The organism is Streptomyces sp. RLA123, assembly GCF_056270165.1.
In genome coordinates this window covers 3,817,259-3,836,362 of record NZ_JBWDOR010000003.1, presented here as the reverse complement: position 1 = coordinate 3,836,362, position 19,104 = coordinate 3,817,259, and the positions used below count along the sequence as shown (strand labels likewise).

At 72.4% G+C, this 19,104-nt stretch carries 18 protein-coding genes and 1 pseudogene; 13 read left to right on the top strand and 6 right to left on the bottom strand.

Annotated elements, in window-relative coordinates:
- Positions 1–119: 119 nt before the first annotated feature.
- Complete coding sequence (locus tag RV983_RS17440; RefSeq protein ID WP_475986696.1) at positions 120–1,100, bottom strand: ATP-binding protein; 981 nt, start codon at positions 1,098–1,100, stop codon at positions 120–122.
- Positions 1,101–1,294: 194 nt separating this feature from the next.
- Between RV983_RS17440 and RV983_RS17435 the strand changes: the two genes are divergently transcribed.
- Complete coding sequence (locus RV983_RS17435; RefSeq protein ID WP_475986695.1) at positions 1,295–2,125, top strand: Fic family protein; 831 nt, start codon at positions 1,295–1,297, stop codon at positions 2,123–2,125.
- Between the two features lie 421 nt (positions 2,126–2,546).
- On the opposite strand, the gene RV983_RS17430 is transcribed toward RV983_RS17435, so the two are convergent.
- On the bottom strand, positions 2,547–3,371 hold the full coding sequence (locus tag RV983_RS17430; RefSeq protein WP_475986694.1) for an HAD family hydrolase: 825 nt from the start codon (positions 3,369–3,371) through the stop codon (positions 2,547–2,549).
- 666 nt (positions 3,372–4,037) lie between these two features.
- On the opposite strand from RV983_RS17430, the gene ssd reads away from it, so the two are divergent.
- From ssd to RV983_RS17395, 7 genes and pseudogenes are all read left to right on the top strand, one after another.
- On the top strand, positions 4,038–5,135 hold the full coding sequence (gene ssd / locus RV983_RS17425) for a septum site-determining protein Ssd (RefSeq protein WP_475986693.1): 1,098 nt from the start codon (positions 4,038–4,040) through the stop codon (positions 5,133–5,135).
- Positions 5,132–6,286 (top strand): TadA family conjugal transfer-associated ATPase, encoded by a 1,155-nt coding sequence (locus RV983_RS17420; protein WP_475986692.1) that lies wholly within the window; start codon positions 5,132–5,134, stop codon positions 6,284–6,286. Before ssd ends, RV983_RS17420 begins: the two co-directional genes overlap by 4 nt.
- Entirely contained in the window at positions 6,283–7,188 is a 906-nt protein-coding gene (locus RV983_RS17415) for a type II secretion system F family protein (protein ID WP_475986691.1), read from the top strand. Before RV983_RS17420 ends, RV983_RS17415 begins: the two co-directional genes overlap by 4 nt.
- The gene (locus RV983_RS17410; RefSeq protein ID WP_475986690.1) at positions 7,185–7,961 is read left to right on the top strand and encodes a type II secretion system F family protein; all 777 of its coding nucleotides are present in this window, start codon (positions 7,185–7,187) and stop codon (positions 7,959–7,961) included. Before RV983_RS17415 ends, RV983_RS17410 begins: the two co-directional genes overlap by 4 nt.
- A 9-nt stretch (positions 7,962–7,970) precedes the next feature.
- Positions 7,971–8,159 (top strand): DUF4244 domain-containing protein, encoded by a 189-nt coding sequence (locus tag RV983_RS17405; RefSeq protein ID WP_475986689.1) that lies wholly within the window; start codon positions 7,971–7,973, stop codon positions 8,157–8,159.
- On the top strand, positions 8,146–8,532 hold the full coding sequence (locus RV983_RS17400) for a TadE family type IV pilus minor pilin (protein WP_475986688.1): 387 nt from the start codon (positions 8,146–8,148) through the stop codon (positions 8,530–8,532). Before RV983_RS17405 ends, RV983_RS17400 begins: the two co-directional genes overlap by 14 nt.
- Positions 8,529–8,828 (top strand): annotated as a pseudogene (locus tag RV983_RS17395) (Rv3654c family TadE-like protein); the annotation flags it as partial. The gene RV983_RS17400 and the pseudogene RV983_RS17395, both read left to right, overlap by 4 nt.
- 14 nt (positions 8,829–8,842) lie before the next feature.
- Here RV983_RS17395 and RV983_RS17390 read toward each other — a convergent pair.
- The gene (locus RV983_RS17390; RefSeq protein WP_475986687.1) at positions 8,843–11,248 is read right to left on the bottom strand and encodes a DEAD/DEAH box helicase; all 2,406 of its coding nucleotides are present in this window, start codon (positions 11,246–11,248) and stop codon (positions 8,843–8,845) included.
- 135 nt (positions 11,249–11,383) lie between these two features.
- Between RV983_RS17390 and bldG the strand changes: the two genes are divergently transcribed.
- The 5 genes from bldG to RV983_RS17365 all read left to right on the top strand — a co-directional run bounded on the left by bldG (position 11,384) and on the right by RV983_RS17365 (position 17,460).
- Positions 11,384–11,725, top strand: coding sequence for an anti-sigma factor antagonist BldG (gene bldG, locus RV983_RS17385; RefSeq protein WP_018562186.1), 342 nt, complete (start codon positions 11,384–11,386; stop codon positions 11,723–11,725).
- An 84-nt stretch (positions 11,726–11,809) separates the two neighbouring features.
- Positions 11,810–12,319, top strand: a complete 510-nt coding sequence (locus tag RV983_RS17380; RefSeq protein ID WP_475986686.1) for an ATP-binding protein — start codon at positions 11,810–11,812, stop codon at positions 12,317–12,319.
- Between the two features lie 395 nt (positions 12,320–12,714).
- Positions 12,715–15,135 (top strand): sodium-translocating pyrophosphatase, encoded by a 2,421-nt coding sequence (locus RV983_RS17375; protein WP_475986685.1) that lies wholly within the window; start codon positions 12,715–12,717, stop codon positions 15,133–15,135.
- Between the two features lie 185 nt (positions 15,136–15,320).
- On the top strand, positions 15,321–15,887 hold the full coding sequence (locus RV983_RS17370; protein ID WP_475986684.1) for a small secreted protein: 567 nt from the start codon (positions 15,321–15,323) through the stop codon (positions 15,885–15,887).
- 46 nt (positions 15,888–15,933) lie between these two features.
- A complete protein-coding gene (locus RV983_RS17365; RefSeq protein ID WP_475986683.1) occupies positions 15,934–17,460 on the top strand; it encodes a DUF7059 domain-containing protein in 1,527 nt (508 codons plus the stop codon).
- A gap of 63 nt (positions 17,461–17,523) precedes the next feature.
- Here the strand turns inward: RV983_RS17365 and RV983_RS17360 are convergent, their stop codons facing one another.
- The 3 genes from RV983_RS17360 to RV983_RS17350 form a co-directional block, all read right to left on the bottom strand.
- The gene (locus RV983_RS17360; protein WP_475986682.1) at positions 17,524–17,787 is read right to left on the bottom strand and encodes a TM2 domain-containing protein; all 264 of its coding nucleotides are present in this window, start codon (positions 17,785–17,787) and stop codon (positions 17,524–17,526) included.
- 152 nt (positions 17,788–17,939) lie between these two features.
- A complete protein-coding gene (locus RV983_RS17355; protein WP_475986681.1) occupies positions 17,940–18,350 on the bottom strand; it encodes a DUF2752 domain-containing protein in 411 nt (136 codons plus the stop codon).
- 9 nt (positions 18,351–18,359) lie between these two features.
- Positions 18,360–18,785, bottom strand: coding sequence for a TM2 domain-containing protein (locus RV983_RS17350; RefSeq protein WP_475986680.1), 426 nt, complete (start codon positions 18,783–18,785; stop codon positions 18,360–18,362).
- Between the last annotated feature and the right edge of the window lie 319 nt (positions 18,786–19,104).

Sequence of the window (19,104 nt, the reverse complement as noted above, 5' to 3'; positions counted from 1 at the left end):
AATCCTGGAGCAAGGGTGTCGACGGAATGTGACGGTCTCGCTACTCCCAAGGGTCGGTAAATGGAGAGTAATCCACACAAAAGGTCTTTGGATGAAGATTCGCCCGCCTGGGCGAGTGATTAACTCGTGAGGGTGAGCCGTTCGTCGAGGACGAAGGCCGGGTCGACCTGTGCGGCCAGATCGGCGCCGGTGCGCTCGTTCCCCCAGCTCTGGGCGTTCTTCAGGTGGAAGTGCACCATCTGGCGGGTGTAGCGCTCCCAGTCCCGGGCCGCGTGCGCGGCGTCCGCGGCTTCGTGCATCACGCGCAGCGCGCGGCGGTTCGGCTCCTCGAGTGAGGTGAAGGACGGCGGGCGGCCCTTCTCCATGGAGCGCACCCAGTCGGAGTGACCCACCGTCACCAGCAGGTCGTCCCCGGTCTCCGCCCGCAGGAAGTCCAGGTCGTCCGGCCCCTGCACCTTGTTGCCGACCACGCGCAGCGCGACGCCGTAGTCCCGGGCGTACTCCTTGTACTGGCGGTAGACGGCGACGCCCTTTCGGGTCGGTTCCGCCACCAGGAAGGTCATGTCGAAGCGGGTGAACATCCCGGAGGCGAAGGAGTCGCTGCCTGCCGTCATGTCGACGACGACGTACTCGTCGCGGCCGTCCACCAGGTGGTTGAGGAACAGCTCCACCGCGCCGACCTTGGAGTGGTAGCAGGCCACGCCGAGATCGGACTCGCTGAAGGGGCCGGTCACCATCAGGCGCGCCTCGCCGCCCTCCAGGGACAGCGGGCGGGCGCAGGCGCCGTAGACCGGGTTGTCCTCGGTGACCCGCAGCAGGCGCGAGCCGTGCCCCGGCGGCGTGGTCTTGATCATGGTCTCGGCGGAGCAGATCCGCGGATTGGCGCCGCGCAGGTACTCCTTGATCTCCGGCAGGTGCGCGCCCATCGCGGGGAAGGCGGCGGCCTCCTCCTCGTCGAGCCCGAGCGCCGGGCCGAGGTGCTGGTTGATGTCCGCGTCGACGGCGACCACGGGGACGCCCGCGGTCGAGAGGTGACGGACGAAGAGGGAGGACAGCGTGGTCTTGCCACTGCCGCCCTTTCCGACGAAAGCGATCTTCATGTTCGATAAGCGTAGTCCCGGCCATGCCGCGTTCCCGCGCGTCACGCGGGGAGTTCACCCGTCGGTGGACACGGCGGTCCCGCGGACGGACCCGTGGCCGACCTCGCTCCGGCCGCTCCCCATCGCTTCCCGGCCCGGGTGATGAAGCCCACTCGCACGCCGGCGCGCCGACCGGGGTGCGTAGGGTCGTACTCATGGGTACGACAGCTGATCCGCTCGCCGTTCTCGGCTCGCTCCCCGGAGTCGCCGATTCCGTGGCCCTCGTGCGCAAGGCCGTGGACCAGGCCTACGGGCACCGGGTGATGCGCCGCCGCTCCGACGAGGTGGCCTCCGAGGCCGCACTGCGCGGGGCCCGCGCCTCGGCAGCGCTCGCCGGCGCCGACTGGGCACTGGAGGAGGTCCGCCGGCGCAGCGACTTCTCCGTCGACGGAGAACCGCGCACCGTCGGCGCGGCGCTGCGGCTGACCGCGGAGTCCGGCCAACTGCTCGGTGTCTGGCGGCAGTCGCCGTTGCAGGCACTGGCCCGGCTCCACTTGGTCGCGGCCGGCGGCGCGGCCCCGGACGAGACCGTCGGCCGGCCGCGGCTGGCGGGGGAACCGGTGGACGAACCCCTGCTGCAAGAGGCGGAATTCCCGCTGCCGACTGCCCCGGAGGTCGTGGCCCGGCTCGACGGCCTCGCAGAACTGCTGCTCGCGGGCAGCGACGCGCCCGCGCTCGTCGTCGCGGCCGTCGTGCACGGGGAGCTGCTGTGCCTGCGCCCCTTCGGCGCGTACAACGGGCCGCTGGCGCGGGCCGCACAGCGCCTCGTGCTGGTCGGCAGCGGTCTCGACCCCAAGTCGATCTGCCCGGCCGAGGTCGGCCACGCCGAACTGGGCCGCGCCGAGTACCTGAAGGCACTGCGCGGATACGTGTCAGGGACGCCCGAGGGGATGGCCTCCTGGATCGCGCACTGCGGCCAGGCGGTGGGGCTGGGCGTGCGGGAGAGCGTGGCCGTCTGCGAGGCGCTTCAGCGCGGCGCTGCCTGAGGCCCTGGGAACGAAGATGCGGCGGCACCCGCGGGTGCCGCCGCTGGCATGATCGTCGAGTTACCAAGCGTGCACGATATTTGCCCATCAGGTCGGGATCTTTGCCCGTCACCTGGTGCGGCCGGCCCGGTCAGCGGGTCTGCGTCGCGTGGGTGCCCGGTGGTCATGCTCGGTCCGTGGGGCCTGATACGACGGGGTTCCTCTCGGATGTCCGTGGTCACGCGGGCCTTATGACCTTTTTACTGCACCAGGGGAGGAACCGGAAGTCCTCACCGCACTTCTTTGCACAACGGGACGATCCACGCGATCGACACCAAACGGACAGGTGGTGGGGTGGGCCCCGGGGCGGGGTGATGCCGGTGGCGGTGGCGGTGGCGGTGGCGCGGGGTGTGCGGTGCGTTCGGGTGCCGGCGGGCCGCGCTCAGGCCGTGCGGCGGCGCCGGGTGGCGTACCAGACGAGGCCGGCCGTCGCCGCGGCGGCGCCCACCGCGGCGAGCGCCAGTGCGGGACCGGTCGGGATCGCCAGCGACGGCACCCGCTGGCGCAGCCGCACCGGGCGGCTGAAGGTGAGGACCGGCCACTCGCGCGACACGGCCTCGCGGCGCAGCCCGCGGTCGGGGTTGACCGTGTAGGGGTGTCCCACCGCCTCCAGCATGGGGATGTCGGTGACGGAGTCGCTGTAGGCGAAGGACCGCTCGAGGTCGTAGCCCTCGGAGTCGGCGAGCCGGGCGATCGCCTCCGCCTTGGCCGGGCCGTAGACGTAGTGATCGATCCGGCCGGTGTAGCGGCCGTCCTCCACCGTCATCCGGGTGGCGACCACGTGGTCGGCGCCCAGCATCTCGCCGATGGGTTCCACGACCTCGGCGCCCGAGGCGCTGACGATGACGACGTCGCGCCCGGCGAGGTGGTGCTCCTCGATGAGGGAGGCGGCCTCGTCGTAGATGATCGGGTCGATGAGGTCGTGGAGCGTCTCGGCCACGATCTCCCGCACTTGCTGGACATTCCAGCCGCGGCAGAGCTCGGAGAGGTACTTTCGCATCCCCTCCATCTGGTCGTGGTCCGCGCCGCCGAGCAGATAGACGAACTGGGCGTAGGCAGTCCGCAGCACGGCGCGCCGGTTGATGAGGCCGCCTTGATAGAAGGGCCTGCTGAACGCCAAGGTGCTCGACTTGGCGATCACCGTCTTGTCGAGATCGAAGAACGCGGCAGTGCGCGGCGACAGGTGGTTTTCCACGAGGACGAGCATAGGGACCCACCATTCGGCGTAAGCTCCGGCGCGTGGGTTTGCCTGAGAGGGCCTTCGGGTACACCATGGAAGTCACGGATCGTTCGCGACCGTGCTAACCCGGTCTGGCTCCTCCCCCCCCGAGTCGGACCGTGGGGACGACCCCCGCTCTCCCCCCCGGCGGGGGTCGTCGCATGTCCGGGGACACTTTCAGCGCTGAGGCCCGGGTGGCCCCGCTTCGTTTTCCGCACTTCACCGCCGTCGGCGGGCGGGTTTCGTTCTGTCCCCTGATCGTCACTATGCGTGACCAATGCCATCGGTGCGAATCCGGTGTGCCGTCCGGCAGAAGTGGTCGAAGTCACCCGCACGGGTGGCGGAGATATCCACAACCCTTGAGTTATCCACCGATTCACATCAAGATCAACAACTTTCGCCAACTCGCGCGACTCTGGCCGTAAATGTTGCGCCGGAGATGTGTTCGGCGCTTATGCCCGGTGCCGTTGGGGCGGGCCGGAACGAGCGAGGAGGGCGGGGTGGATCGTGGTCGATTCAATCAAAGCCGGGACAAAGGGAACGCAGGGCGATAATCCGGCAAGCGGAAGGTTGTCCGGGAGACCACGCGGAGCATCTCCGGGGCCGGAGCCGGGGACGCGCTGGGGGCCGAGGGCGGAAGGCGCGCCTCCCGGTGTGCCGGGGCGCGGTGACGCGGGTGGGCCGGAGGGCCGCGGAGGGCCGCTGATCGTCACCGAGGACGGCGACCTGCTCGACGACCTGCTGCGGCTGTGCGCGGCGGCGGGCGCTGAACCCGAGGTGATCTTCGGCGCGCCGCCGGGGCCGCGGAGCTGGGAGCGCGCTCCGCTGGTCCTGGTAGGCGCGGACGACACCGGGCGGCTCTCCGGTACGGCCCGGCGTCGCGGCGTGCTTCTCGTGGGGCGCGATCTGGACGACCCCGATGTCTGGCGGCGCGCGGTGGACGTCGGCGCCGACCACGTCGCCTTCCTGCCCGACGCCGAGTCGTGGCTGACCGACCGGATCGCCGACGCGGCGGAGGGCGTCGGCGACCCGGCCCTCACGATCGGGGTCGTCGGGGGGAGTGGTGGCGCCGGGGCCAGCACGCTGGCGTGTGCGCTGGCCGTCACGGCGGCGCGCACCGGGCGCCGCACGGTGCTCGTCGACGCCGACCCGCTCGGCGGCGGTCTGGACGTGCTGCTCGGCGCGGAAAGGGTGGCCGGGTTGCGCTGGCCGGACCTCGCCGAGTCCCGGGGCCGGGTCAACAGCGGCGCGCTGGAGGAGTCGCTGCCGCGTGCGCACGCCCTGAGCGTGCTGAGCTGGGACCGCGGGGACACGGTGGTCGTCCCGCCGCAGGCGATGCGGTCGGTCATGGGCGCCGCCCGGCGCCGCGGCGGAGTGGTCGTGGTGGACCTGCCGCGGCGGATGGACGAGGCCGTCACCGAGGCACTGGCCCAGACGGACGTGGGCCTGCTGGTCGTGCCCGCCGAACTGCGGGCCGTCGCGGCGGCGGGCCGGGTCGCCTCCCGGATGGGCATGGTGCTGCGGGACCTGCGGGTCGTCGTCCGCGGGCCGTTCGCCTCCGGGCTGACCGACGAGGCCGTCGCGGACCTGGTGGGCCTGCCCCTCGCGGGTGAGCTGCCGGCCGAGCCGGGGCTGCCCGCGTCCCTGGACGGGGGCGAGCCGCCCGGGGGCGGCGTGCACGGACCGCTGGCCCGCTTCAGCACGGCGTTCCTGGCGGCCGCCCTGCCGAGTGGCGGGGGCGTGACCGCATGAGCGCCGGCATGACGGCCCCCGGGCTGCTGGACGCCGTGCGGCTCCGGCTTGCCGCCGCCGGTGACGAACCGACCCCGGCGGGCGTGGCCGCCGCCCTGCGGGCGCAGGGCCGGTTGCTCGGTGACACCGAAGTCCTGGACGTGGTGGCCACGTTGCGCTCGGAGATGGTCGGGGCCGGTCCTCTGGAGTCCCTGCTCGCCGAGCCCGATGTCACCGATGTGCTGGTCAACGGACCGGAGGAGGTCTGGATCGATCGCGGCGCGGGGCTGGAGCGCACGGGCGTGCGGTTCGCGGACGCGCTCGCGGTGCGCCGGCTGGCGCAGCGGCTCGCCACCGCCGCGGGCCGTCGGCTGGACGACGCCCGGCCCTGGGTGGACGCCCGTCTCCCGGACGGCACCCGGCTGCACGCCGTGCTGCCGCCCGTGGTGGTCGGTGCCCCGTGCCTGTCGCTGCGCGTGGTGCGCACCCGCGCCTTCGAGCTGGAGGAACTGGTGGCGGCGGGCAGCATGGACCGCGGCACGGCCGCGCTGCTGCGGGCGGTGCTCGACGCCCGTCTGTCCTTCCTCGTCTCCGGGGGCACGGGCTCGGGCAAGACGACCCTGCTGAGCTGTCTGCTGGGCCTGGTCGATGCGGGTGAACGCATCGTCCTCGCAGAGGACTCCGCCGAGTTGCGCCCCCGGCACCCGCACGTCGTCCGGCTGGAGACCAGGCCGGCCAACCAGGAGGGCGCCGGGCTCGTCACGCTGCGGGACCTCGTACGGCAGGCCCTGCGGATGCGGCCGGACCGGCTGGTCGTGGGCGAGGTGCGCGGACCCGAAGTGCTCGATCTGCTGGGCGCTTTGAACACCGGGCACGAAGGCGGCTGCGGCACGGTGCACGCCAACGCCGCCTGCGACGTCCCTGCGAGGCTGGAGGCGCTGGGCGCCGTGGCCGGGCTGGACCGGGCCGCGCTGCACAGCCAGCTGGCCGCAGCCCTGTCGGTGGTCGTGCATCTGGTCCGGGACCGTACCGGACGGCGCCGGGTCGCCGAGGTCCATGTGCTGGAGCGCGGCGCGGACGGCTTCGTCGGCACCGTTCCCGCTCTGCGCGACGGTGAACGGGGCGCCGGATGGACGCGGTTGGCCGCACTCTGCGAGCGGGGTGCGGCATGAGCGCCCTGGTGCTCGTCGCCGTGCTGTGCGCGGGCGCGGCGGCGTGGGTGCTGTGCGTGCGGGACGAGGCGGTGCGCCGGGCGCGAACGCTCCTGGCGGGCCCCTGGGGGCCTCCGGGGTCGGCGGGCGGGGTCCCGGGGCTGCGGAGGCTGGAAATGCGAGCCCAGGCCTTCCTGGAGCCGTTCCGGGCCCGTTTCGGCTGGCGGCTCGGACGTGAACTGCTGTGCCTGCCAGCTGGGTTGATGATCGGAGTGCTCACGCACTCGGTGGTGCCCGCGGTGCTGGCGGCCGGCGCGGTACCGCTCGTGGGGCGGTGGCTGCGCGGTCGGGAGTCGCGGGTGGTGGCGGAGGAACGGGCGGTGTCCGTGGGCACGTTGTGCTCCGCTGTCGCGGGCGATCTGCGGGCCGGGCTGGCCCCGCACGGCGCGTTGGCCGGGGCGCTGCTGCGGGAGGGCTGGCCTGGCCGGCCTGTCCTTGCCGACGCCGCGTTGCCGCTGCTGGCCGCCGCGCGCTTCGGCGGTGATGTGCCGGCGGCACTGGGGACGGCCGCCCGCCTCGACGGTGCCCAAGGGCTGGCCGGGGTGGCCGCGTGCTGGCGGGTCGCGGTGGACGGCGGCGCCGGCCTCGCGGACGGCTTGGACCGGATCGCTGCGGCCCTGCGTTCCGAGCGCGATCAACGGGAGGATCTGCGCGCCCAGTTGGCCGCGCCTCGTTCCACGGTGCTGATGCTGGCGCTGCTCCCGTTGTTCGGGCTGGTGCTGGGCACCGGGCTGGGCGCGGATCCGGTGGGGACGCTGCTGCGCACCCCGTTCGGACTGGGCTGCCTGGCTGCCGGCGGACTGCTGGAGTGGGCCGGGCTGGCCTGGACGGCGCGGATCGTGCGGACGGCGGAGGCGTCATGAGCGGCGAGTTCGTCCACAGGCTGGGGATCGTCGTGGCGGTGGTGGCCGCCGCCCTGTGCACGGCGGGGGCGCTGGCCGCGGCCCGTCGTGAGAGTGCGGCCCGGCGCCGGGGCCGGCAGCTCCTGGGAGCACCTGTCCACCACGCCCGTACCCGGGCCCGGCCGCGCATGAGCGCCGTGCGCATGTGGGCACCGGCCGCCGGCGTCGCCTTGGGTGCCTTCGCCCTGGTCGGCGGCCTGCCCGGTTGCCTTGCCGGGCTCGCCGCGGCGTACGGGATGCGGCGGTGGCAGCGCCGTGAGCGCGCAGACGGCGACACGGACCTGCGCCGGGCGGAGCGTCAGCTTCCGCTCGCCGCCGATCTGCTCGCCGCCTGCGTGGCGGCCGGGGCCGGTCCGCGGGAGGCCGCGGAGGCGGTCGGGCCGTCCCTCGGCGGACCTCTCGGCGAGGCCCTGGCCCGGGCCGCCGCCGAACTCCGGCTGGGCGGCGACCCGGCCGAGTGCTGGGCCCGGCTGGACCGGCTCGGCTGCCGGGAACTCGCGCGCTGCATGGAGCGTGCCGCAACGACGGGCGTGCCGCCGGTCGAGGAGATCTCGCGGCTCGCGGCCGGCTGCCGGGCCGCGCACGCCCGCTCGGGGCTCGCCCGGGCACGGCGTGCAGGCGTGCTGATCACAGCCCCGCTGGGGCTGTGCTTCCTGCCGGCCTTCCTCCTCGTGGGGGTCGCGCCGGTGGTCATGGGACTGGCGGGGGCGATCCTCGCCGGCGGAACGATCTGAGGGGGAGTCATGCGATTTCTGAGGAAGCTGGCGCGCCGGTGCAGGACCGGCGAGAGCGGGATGACGACGGCCGAGTACGCGGTCGGCACCCTGGCCGCCTGCGGCTTCGCCGCCGTGCTCTACAAGGTGGTCACCTCCGGCATGGTGAGCGACGCACTCGGCGGGCTGATCAAGCGGGCCCTCGATGTGGCGTTCTAGGCGGGCCCGGGACGGCGGCTACGTCACCGCCGAGGCAGCCGTCGTCATCCCGTCGCTGGTACTCCTGACGGCGATGCTGCTGTGGGGACTCGCGGCCGCCGCCGCGCAGATCCGGTGCGTCGACGCCGCGCGGGCCGGGGCCCGCGCGGCGGCCCGCGACGAGCCGGAGGGCGCCGTGCTGGCGGCGGCGCGGTCCGCGGCACCCGCCGGGGCCGGCATCGCGGTCCGGCGGGGCGACGGCCTGGTCCGGGTCACCGTCGAGACCCGTTCGCTCTCGCTCACGCTTCACGGCGAGGCGGTCGCCGCCGTCGAGGGGCAGCAAGGGCAGGAGGGGCGGCAGGAGCCCGCCCGGCAGCCGGGGGAGACGTCGTGAGGCGTGGGAGGGACCGGGGCTCGGCCACGGTGTGGGCGGCGCTGCTGGGCGCGGTCCTGGTCCTCGCGGCCTGCGTGGTGCTCGCCCTGGGTGCCGCGATCGCCGCCCGGCACCGCGCCGGGGCCGCCGCGGACCTCGCGGCGCTCGCCGCGGCCGACCACGCCCTGCGCGGCGGCGAGGCGGCCTGCGCCCTCGCCGCGAGGGTGGCCGCGGCGCAGCACGCCCGCCTGGTGCGCTGCGCGGTGACGGGCGAGATCGCCGACGTCACGGCCGCCGTTGGACCCGCCGAGGTCCGGTCCCGTGCGGGGCCTCAGGACTCCGCGGGCGGTCCACCGCCGTCGTCGGCGCCCTTGCCGCCCTCGTCACCAGTGGTGGCCAGGAGCACGTCCAGGACGCGCACCGCGGCCGCTTTGTCCAGGGGCTCATTGCCGTTGCCGCACTTGGGGGACTGCACGCACGAGGGGCAGCCGAACTCGCACTCGCAGGACGCGATGGCCTCACGGGTCGCGGTCAGCCAGGTCCTGGCGGTGTGGAAGGCGCGTTCGGCGAAGCCCGCACCGCCGGGATGGCCGTCGTACACGAAGACGGTCGGCAGCGCGGTGTCCGGGTGCAGCGGCACGGAGACACCGCCGATGTCCCAGCGGTCGCAGGTGGCGAAGAGCGGCAGCAGACCGATGGAGGCGTGCTCGGCGGCGTGGAGGGCCCCGGGCAACTCCTCCGGGTGGATGGCGGCCGCGTCCAGCTGATCGTCCGTGAGCGTCCACCACACGGCGCGGGTGCGCAGCGTCCGGGGCGGGAGGTCGAGTTTGCTCTCGCCCATGACCTCGCCGGTGATCAGCCGGCGGCGGAGGAAGGAGACGACCTGATGGGTGACCTCGACGGAGCCGAAGTGGAGGCGGGCCTCGCCCCACTCCTCCACCAGGTCCTCGTCGAGCACGGCGATGGAGGTGGTGTCGCGGGCCATCGTCGAATACGGCGGATCGGCCTCCTGCACCAGCGCGACCGACTCCTCCAGGTCCAGTTCGCGGACCAGGTAGGTGCGGCCCTGGTGCAGGTGCACCGCGCCCTGGTGGACGGTGGTGTGCGCGGCGCCCGCGTCGACCGTGCCCAGCAGCCGCCCGGTGCCGACCTCGACGACCTGGACGGGCTTGCCGCCCTCGCCCCGGATGTCGGTGAGGTCCACGGCCCGCTCCCGGCGCGTCCAGTACCACCCGCCGGCTCGGCGGCGCAGCAGCCCGCGGCGCTCCAGCTGGGGCAGCAGGACGGCCGCCTCGGGGCCGAAGAGTTCCAGGTCGGCCTCGGTCAGCGGGAGCTCCGCTGCGGCCGCGCACAGGTGCGGGGCCAGGACGTACGGGTTGTCCGGGTCGAGCACGGTCGACTCCACCGGGCGGCGGAAGAGGGCGTCCGGGTGGTGGACCAGATAGGTGTCCAGCGGGTCGTCGCGGGCGATCAGCACGGCCAGGGCCCCCTGGCCGGCGCGCCCCGCCCGGCCCGCCTGCTGCCACAGGGACGCCCGGGTGCCCGGGTACCCGGCCAGGAGCACGGCATCGAGCCCGGAGACGTCCACACCCAGCTCCAGGGCCGTTGTGGAGGCCAGTCCGAGCAGCCGCCCGGAGTGCAGCTCGCGCTCCAGGGCGCGCCGTTCGTGCGGCAGATAGCCGCCGCGGTAGGCCGCGACATGCCGGGGCAGCGTGCGGTCGATCTCGGCGAGCCGTTCCTTGGCGATCACGGAGATCAGCTCGGCGGCGCGCCGGGAGCGGACGAAGGCCACCGTGCGCGTGCCGTCCAGGACGAGATCGGTCAGCAGGTCGGCGGCCTCGGCGGTCGCCGTGCGCCGCACCGGCGCGCCGTGCTCGCCGCTCAGTTCGGTGAGCGGCGGCTCCCACAGCGCGAAGGCCAGTTCACCGCGCGGGGACGCGTCCTCGGTGACCTCGGCCACCGGGACACCGGTGAGGCGGCTGGCGGTCGCACCGGGGTCGGCGGCGGTCGCCGACGCCAGCAGGAAGACCGGATCCGCCCCGTACCGGGCGCAGACACGCCGGAGCCGGCGTATGACCTGGGCGACGTGCGAACCGAAGACACCGCGGTAGGTGTGGCACTCGTCGATCACCACGTAGCGCAGCTGCTTGAGGAAGGAGGCCCAGCGCGAGTGCCCCGGAAGTATCCCCAGATGGAGCATGTCCGGGTTGGTCAGCACGTAGGTCGCGTACTGGCGCACCCACTCGCGCTCCTCGAAGGGCGTGTCGCCGTCGTAGACGGCCGCCCGGACGGCCTTGCCCAGGGGGGCCGCCAGGTCGGCCACGGCACGCCGCTGATCGGCCGCCAGCGCCTTGGTGGGGGCCAGGTAGAGCGCGGTGGCCCCGCGGCCGTTCGGCGCCTCCGAGCCGTCCAGGAGGGCGCTGAGGACCGGCACGAGGTACGCCAGCGACTTCCCGGAGGCCGTCCCGGTGGAGACCACGGCCGACCTGCCCGCGAGGGCGTGCGCGGCGACGTGCGCCTGGTGCTCCCAGGGCCGGTCGATGCCGGCCAGCCGCACGGCGTCGATCACTTCCCCGCGGATCTGATCAGGCCAATCGGCATGGCGACCCACGCGCGGGGGCAAGTGCTCCGTATGGGTGATGCGCGCGGCTCTGCCCACCCCCGAGGCCAACCGCTCCAGGAGGGCGCGGGGGGAGGTTCGGCCGTGCGCCGACTGCGGAAGATGATCCTGAGCCATCGGCACTCAGTGTGTCACTGGCATGACGGACAATCGCCGTAAGGCGTCGTGCAGGCCCGCTGGTAAGTGATTGAATGCCATCGCGGCTGCCGATCCATGGGGGGCGACCGCTCGATGCAAGGTGCTGGAGGATCCGTGGACCTGTCCCTGTCGACTCGAACCGTCGGCGACCGTACGGTCGTCGAGGTCGGCGGCGAGATTGATGTGTACACCGCACCCAAGCTGCGTGAGCAGCTGGTTGAACTCGTGAACGACGGTAGTTACCACCTGGTCGTGGACATGGAAGGCGTGGACTTCCTGGACTCGACCGGGCTCGGTGTACTCGTCGGCGGGCTCAAGCGGGTTCGCGCGCATGAAGGCTCGCTGCGCCTGGTGTGCAACCAGGAGCGCATTCTCAAGATTTTCCGTATCACCGGTCTGACCAAGGTGTTCCCCATCCACACCTCGGTCGACGAGGCCGTCGCGGCGACCGATTGACGGCCGACGCCGGACCGCGGGGCTCCGGGCGACGCCGACGCCCGGGCCCCGGTGATGCTTGCCCACAGGCACGAGGGGGAGGCCATGCCCACCGTTGAACTGCTCTTCAGCGCACTGCCGGAGCACGTCCGCACCGCACGACTGGTGGCGGCTGCGGTGGCCCGCAGGGCAGGGGTGGACGAGGCCGTCCTCGACGAGGTCAGGCTGGCCGTCGGTGAGGCGTGCAGCCGGGCCGTCGGCCTGCACCGCAGCAGCGGTGAGGACCGGCCCGTGCACGTGCGGCTGACCGAGGAGGAGAAGAAGTTCACCATCGAGGTCGGTGACAAGGGCCCCGATCCCTCGGCCACCGGCCCTTCGGTCACCCGAACGGACGCTTCCGGCGCTTCCGTTCCCGCAGCCCGCACCGACGGACCTGCCGAGCATCCGGCGCCGCATCCGGACGGCGCCGATTCCTCCGGGACATCGGAGGCCGAGGACGAGAGCCAGATGGGTCTCGCCGTCATCAGCGGTCTCGTCGATGACGTCGAGGTCGTATCCGGCGAGTACGGCGACGTCATTCGGATGAGCTGGCCGCTCAATCCGGTCGCGCTCTAGCGCCCCTGCCGCGGGCCGCCCCGGTACGGGCCCCGCGGCATTCCGGCGTAGCCGTACGCATGTTTCGAACGGGCGTTCCGTGTCGCATCCGGAAACGCCCGCCGACGGCTGCCCGAATACCTCCGCCGCAGGTCAGTACGGCGGGCTCGGCCCCGCGTCGGTTCACTCTTCCTGTTGATCCACTTACCCGCGGACTGTTCACCTTTTCCGGTGATATTTGCAGGTGGGGGGCTTTGCAATTCCCTGGTGGCGGCGAAATTCGGTTCCTGCGCCCTGTTTTGATCTAGTTGGGCTCCCTACAATCCGTCCATCTTTGCTCAGCTCACAAGCCTGAGTGTCGCGGCTGCGAAGTCGCCGAAGCCGCGCGCCCATGTGCCAAACGTCAAGGAGGACGAATGGCGGGGCCACTTACCCCTCACCTGCACGACATCGCTCAACCACTGGCCGCATCGCCCGTACTGACCGACGGAAACCGCAATCTGGTGATCGTCATCGCGGTGGTCGCCCTGGCCGCACTGGGCCTCGCCGCGGTGCTGGTACGTCAAGTGCTCAGTGCCGATGAGGGCACCGACAGCATGAAGAAGATCGCCGCTGCCGTACAGGAGGGGGCCAACGCCTATCTCGCACGACAGTTCCGCACCCTTGGCGTATTCGCGGTCGCCGCGTTTTTCCTGCTGATGCTGCTGCCCGCGGACAACATGTCGCAGCGCATCGGCCGCAGTGTGTTCTTCCTGGTGGGCGCCGTTTTCTCGGCGATCACCGGTTACATCGGCATGTGGCTCGCTGTGCGCAGCAACGTCCGTGTGGCGGCGGCCGCCCGGGCTGCCACCCCGGCGGAGGGTGAGCCCGCGGCGGATCTGACGACCGTCTCGCACCGCGCCATGAAGATCGCCTTCCGCACCGGTGGTGTGGTCGGCATGTTCACGGTGGGCCTCGGCCTGCTGGGTGCCTCCGCCGTCGTCCTGATCTACAAGGCCGACGCCCCCAAGGTGCTGGAGGGCTTCGGCTTCGGTGCCGCGCTGCTCGCGATGTTCATGCGGGTCGGCGGCGGCATCTTCACCAAGGCCGCCGACGTCGGCGCCGACCTGGTCGGCAAGGTGGAGCAGGGCATCCCCGAGGACGACCCGCGCAACGCCGCGACCATCGCGGACAACGTCGGCGACAACGTCGGCGACTGCGCCGGCATGGCCGCGGACCTGTTCGAGTCGTACGCCGTCACTCTGGTGGCCGCGCTGATCCTGGGCAAGGTCGCCTTCGGTGACTCGGGCCTGGCCTTCCCGCTGCTGATCCCGGCGATCGGTGTGCTCACCGCCATGATCGGCATCTTCGCGGTGGCCCCCCGCCGCAACGACCGCAGCGGCATGACCGCGATCAACCGCGGTTTCTTCGTGTCCGCCGTCATCTCGCTGGTGATGGTGGCCGTGGCGGCGTTCGCGTACCTGCCCTCGACGTACGCGGACCTGAAGAACGTGCCCGGCGACATCGCCTCGCACCCCGGTGACCCGCGTGTCCTCGCGCTGGTCGCGGTCGCCATCGGCATCGTGCTGGCCGCACTCATCCAGCAGCTGACCGGCTACTTCACCGAGACCAGCCGGCGGCCGGTGCGGGACATCGTCAAGACCTCGCTCACCGGGCCGGCCACCGTCATCCTGTCCGGCATCTCGCTCGGCCTGGAGTCGGCGGTCTACTCGGCCGTGCTCATCGGTCTGTCGGTCTACGGCGCCTTCCTGCTGGGCGGCACCTCGGTGTGGCTGGCGCTGTTCGCGGTGGCGCTGGCCGGTACCGGCCTGCTGACCACCGTCGGCGTGATCGTGGCGATGGACACCTTCGGCCCGGTCTCGGACAACGCCCAGGGCATCGCCGAGATGTCCGGTGACGTCCACGGCGCGGGCGCGCAGGTCCTCACCGACCTCGACGCGGTGGGCAACACCACCAAGGCCATCACCAAGGGAATCGCGATCGCGACCGCCGTTCTCGCGGCGACCGCGCTCTTCGGCTCCTTCAAGGAGGCCGTGGACACCGCCGTCCGGGACGCCAACATCTCCGCCGGCGATCTGCGGTGGCTGGACCTGGACATCTCCCAGCCGAACAACCTGGTCGGGCTGCTGCTCGGCGCGGCCGTGGTCTTCCTCTTCTCCGGACTGGCCATCAACGCCGTGTCCCGTTCCGCCGGTTCGGTGGTCTTCGAGGTGCGCCGGCAGTTCCGCGAGCGGCCCGGGATCATGGACTACACCGAGCAGCCCGAGTACGGGCGGGTCGTGGACATCTGCACGAAGGACGCGCTGCGCGAACTGGCCACGCCGGGTCTGCTCGCCGTGCTCGCCCCGGTCGCGGTCGGCTTCTGCTTCGGCGTGGGCTCGCTCGGCTCGTACCTCGCCGGAGCCATCGCCGCGGGCACCTTGATGGCGGTGTTCCTCGCCAACTCCGGTGGCGCCTGGGACAACGCCAAGAAGATGGTCGAGGACGGCCACTACGGCGGCAAGGGCAGTGAGGCCCATGCCGCGACCGTCATCGGCGACACCGTCGGCGACCCCTTCAAGGACACCGCGGGCCCCGCGATCAACCCGCTGCTCAAGGTCATGAACCTGGTGGCGCTGCTGATCGCCCCGGCCGTCGTCAAGTTCTCGTACGGCGACGACGCCAGCCTCGGTGTGCGCATCGGCGTCGCGGTGGTGTCGCTGGCGGTCATCGTCGGCGCCGTCTACATGTCCAAGCGCCGCGGCATCGCGGTCGGGGACGACGACGGCGACGACAAAGGCGGGGACTCCGGGAGCGCCAAGCGATCAGCCGACCCGTCCGCGACGGCGGCCGTCTGACGCGCAGTGAGCTGAATCCGGCACGAACCGTGCGGGCGCGGCGGGCGTCATCCACAAGGATGGCGCCCGCCGCCCGCATTCGCGTCAGATCCCTCACCCTCTTTTTGGTTCATATGGGTTATTGATCGGCATATCGTGCGGAGCGGATACGGCCCGCGGGCAGCGGCCGTGTAGGTTCCCGGGCCGTGAAGAAGAAACTCGCGGCCGCACTGCCCGCTACGGCTCTGATCCTGGCGACGGGAACGCTGGCGGGATGCGGTGACAACGGCAACGAAGAGCTCGACAGCTGGGCGAAGACGGTCTGCACCCAGGCCGCCGCCCAGGTGAAGCAGATCAACGGCGCCAACACGAAGATCAGCAACACTCCGAGCAACGGCAAGCCGATCGAGGTCAGGCAGGCCGACTCCAGCGCCTTCCAGCAGATCTCCGACGCCTACCGGCAGCTCGCGCAGATCGTGGACAAGGCCGGCGACCCGCCCGTCGACAACGGCGGCCGGCTCAAGAAGGACGCGGTGAACGACCTCGACTCGCTGTCGACCTCGTACGCGAACCTGCGCCGGCAGATCGACAAGATCCCGGTCAACGACCAGGCGAAGTTCGCCGACGGCCTCAAGGGCGTCTCCGACAACCTCGCCAAGGTCAGCAAGAGCGGTGAGCAGGCCCTCGACACGCTCCGCAAGGGCGAGGTCGGCCAGGCCATGGCGAAGCAGCCCGGCTGCCAGGAGTCCGGCGCCGCCCCGGCGAAGTCCTGAGCGTGCGAGGGCGGGTGGGCGACCCGCCGGGGGAGACAATGGCCTGGTGAGTACGCAGCCGCCCCCGCCGCCCCTGCCCGCCCCCGACAGCGCCGACCGCCTCAGGGACGCCCTGCGCGCCGCCGCCTTCACGGCCGACGGCTGCCTGGAACTGCTCGGCGCGACCGCCTACGCGGCCCTGTCGCGGGCCGAGACCGTGCCCGCCCTGCGCGCCACGCGCGGCGGCCGCCCGCTGGAGAGCCTCGTGCGGCTCTTCCTGCTTCAGCAGCCCGTCCCGTACGGGCGGCTGCGCGACGTGCTCCCGCTCGACGCCGCTGTCGCCGGCGGCTGGCTGGTGCGGGACGGCGACGAGGTGCGGGCCACGGTGGACGTGCGTCCGTACGGGGGCGACGACGGCGAGGACTGGTGGATCGTCTCCGACCTCGGCTGCGCCGTGGGCGGATCGCGGGGCGTGCGCGGCATCGGCACGGCGCCCGGCGTGGACCGGGCGGACCTGGTGCTCGGGGTGGGCGGTGCCTCCACCACCCTGGCCGGGATCACCGTCCGTACCCCCGTGGCGAGCGCGCTCGACCTCGGCACCGGCTCCGGCATCCAGGCGCTGCACGCCTCGCGCCACGCCACCCGGGTCACCGCGACGGACCTCAACCCGCGCGCCCTGCACTTCACCCGGCTCACGCTCGCCCTGTCCGGGGCTCCGGAGCCCGACGTACGGCAGGGCAGTCTCTTCGAGCCGGTCGGCGACGAGCGCTTCGACCTGATCGTGTCCAACCCGCCGTTCGTCATTTCGCCCGGTGGCCGCTTCACCTACCGCGACGGCGGCATGGCCGGCGACGACCTGTGCCGCACGCTGGTGCAGCAGGCCGGCGATCACCTGACCGAAGGCGGCCACCTCCAGCTGCTCGCCAACTGGGAGCACACCGAGGGCGAGGACTGGCGGGACCGCGTCGCCTCCTGGGTGCCGCGCGGCTGCGACGCGTGGATCGTGCAGCGCGAGGTGCAGGACGCTGCCCAGTACGCCGAGTTGTGGCTGCGTGACGGCGGCGACCATCTGGCAGGCGCGGAGGAGTACGCGGCCCGCTACGACGCCTGGCTCGACGCCTTCGAGGAGCGCAAGGCCAAGGGCGTCGGCTTCGGCTGGATCACGGTGCGCAGGACCGGCTCCGACCGGCCCGTGGTGGTCGCGGAGGAGTGGCCGCACCCCGTGGAGCAGCCGCTCGGCCCGCACATCGACGCATGGTTCGGCCGCCAGGACTTCCTGCGGGCCCACGACGACGCGGCCCTGCTGGACGCCCGCTTCCGGCTCGCCGACGAGGTGGTGCAGGAGCAGGTCGGTATGCCCGGCGCCGAGGATCCCGAGCACGTCGTGCTGCGTTCGCAGCGGGGCATGCGCCGTGCGACGCGGGTCGACACCGTGGGCGCGGGCTTCGCGGGTGTCTGCGACGGCACGCTCTCGGCCGGCCGCATTCTCGACGCCATCGCCCAGTTGCTCGGCGAGGACCCGGTGGTGCTGAGGGACCGTACGCCGGAGGCGATCCGGCTGCTGGTGGAGCAGGGCTTCATCGAGCCGGTGTGACACACGTGAACGGCCCGCGCCCGCAGCGGAGAGGCGGACGCGGGCCGGACGGCGGCGGGGTGATCAGCCGCGCAGGACGCGGCCCTTGGCGTCGGTGCGGTCGTTGCTGGTGAAGAAGAGGATCGCGTCGATCAGGGACCAGATGCCGCAGCCGCCGAGGGTGACCAGCTGGCCGATGGCCATGCCGGTGTGGCCGGTGTAGAAGCGGCCGATGCCCAGACCGCCCAGGAACAGCTGCAGCAGACCGGCGGTCACCTTGGACTTATCGGACAGCGGTCGACCGTCCGCGGCGAAACCGAACGGGGCGTCAGGGGTGGGCGTAGCCATGGAACGTGCTCCTCATGCCGGGGGACGTACTGGCAGGAGCGCACACATCATCAGACCCGGTCCCCCGCCGCGGATGGCCCACATCTAAGCATCCAATACGCACAACAGTCCCACTGGCGAACAGGCGTCACGATAACGTGATCACGGCGTTGTCAGACCGCGTTGCGCACGATGCCCCAGGCCACGGCTACGACGAGTACGGCGACCTGCCCGTACGGGTGGAGCCTTGGGTGGTACGCGCGCCCCCGCAGGCCCTCGACCACCCACCGCCCGTAGAGATAGAGGCCGACCGGGCTCACGAGGAGGAGAAGGCGGTTGTCGTGGAAGGCCGCCGTGAGGTCCCCGTGCATCAGGTCGTAGACCATGCGCGTCGCCCCGCAGCCCGGACAGAGCAGCCCCGTCATCCAGTTGAAGGGGCATCGGGGCAGCCAGTGGCCGTGTGCGTGGGGGTCGGTGCCCCATAGATAGGCGGCGCCGACGACGCCGACGGCGAGGGACGCCAGCGCGGCCGCGGACGGTCGTCCGGCCACGGCCTTGAGGCGGTGCAACGTCATCGAGCTCATCGTCGGTCCTCAGCTGCGCAGGAGACGGCCCTGCGAGTCGGTGCGGTCGTTGCTCGTCAGATAGAGGATGCCGTCGATCAGCGACCAGATGCCGAACCCGCCGCAGGTGAGGAGCTGGGCTATGCCTATGCCGACGTCGCCGACGTAGAAACGGCCGACGCCGAGACCGCCCAGCAGCAACTGCAGTACGCCGGCGACGACCTTGGACTTGTCCGACAGCGGGCGGCCGTAAGGATCGTAGCCGTAGGGCGCGTTGGGGTCGCCTGTGTAGCCGCCCTGCTGGGCGTAGCCGTACCCGGGCTGCTGGTAGCCGCCCTGCTGCGGATACCCGTACCCGGGCTGCTGGCCGTACTGGTTGGGGCCGGACGGCGGCTGCTGCGGGTAGCCGTAACCGTCCTGCTTGGGCTGGCCGTACGGGTTGTTCGGGTCGGACATCTTCGGGCTCCCCCTACGAGAAGACGGTCTGTGTCGGTTCTGCGTTTCCGTCATCTTGTCAGGCACGTCAAGGACGTCGGAGCGGGATGCGGGCGGCGCCGGGGAGTGCCCGGGGAGTGCGCGGCTGCGGACGGGAGCGAAAGGATCCGGCCAGTTCACCCGGCGGGGTGTTCACCGCCGGGTGGCCCGGGGAATCCGCGGCGTGCGGTTCGCCGGGCGCGATGGCGGGCCCCCGGCCGCCGCGCGACGCAGGGGCCCGGGGGACATCATGGACATGGAAATCGCGCCGGCGGCCTTCGCCGGAACGGTGTTCGCGCTC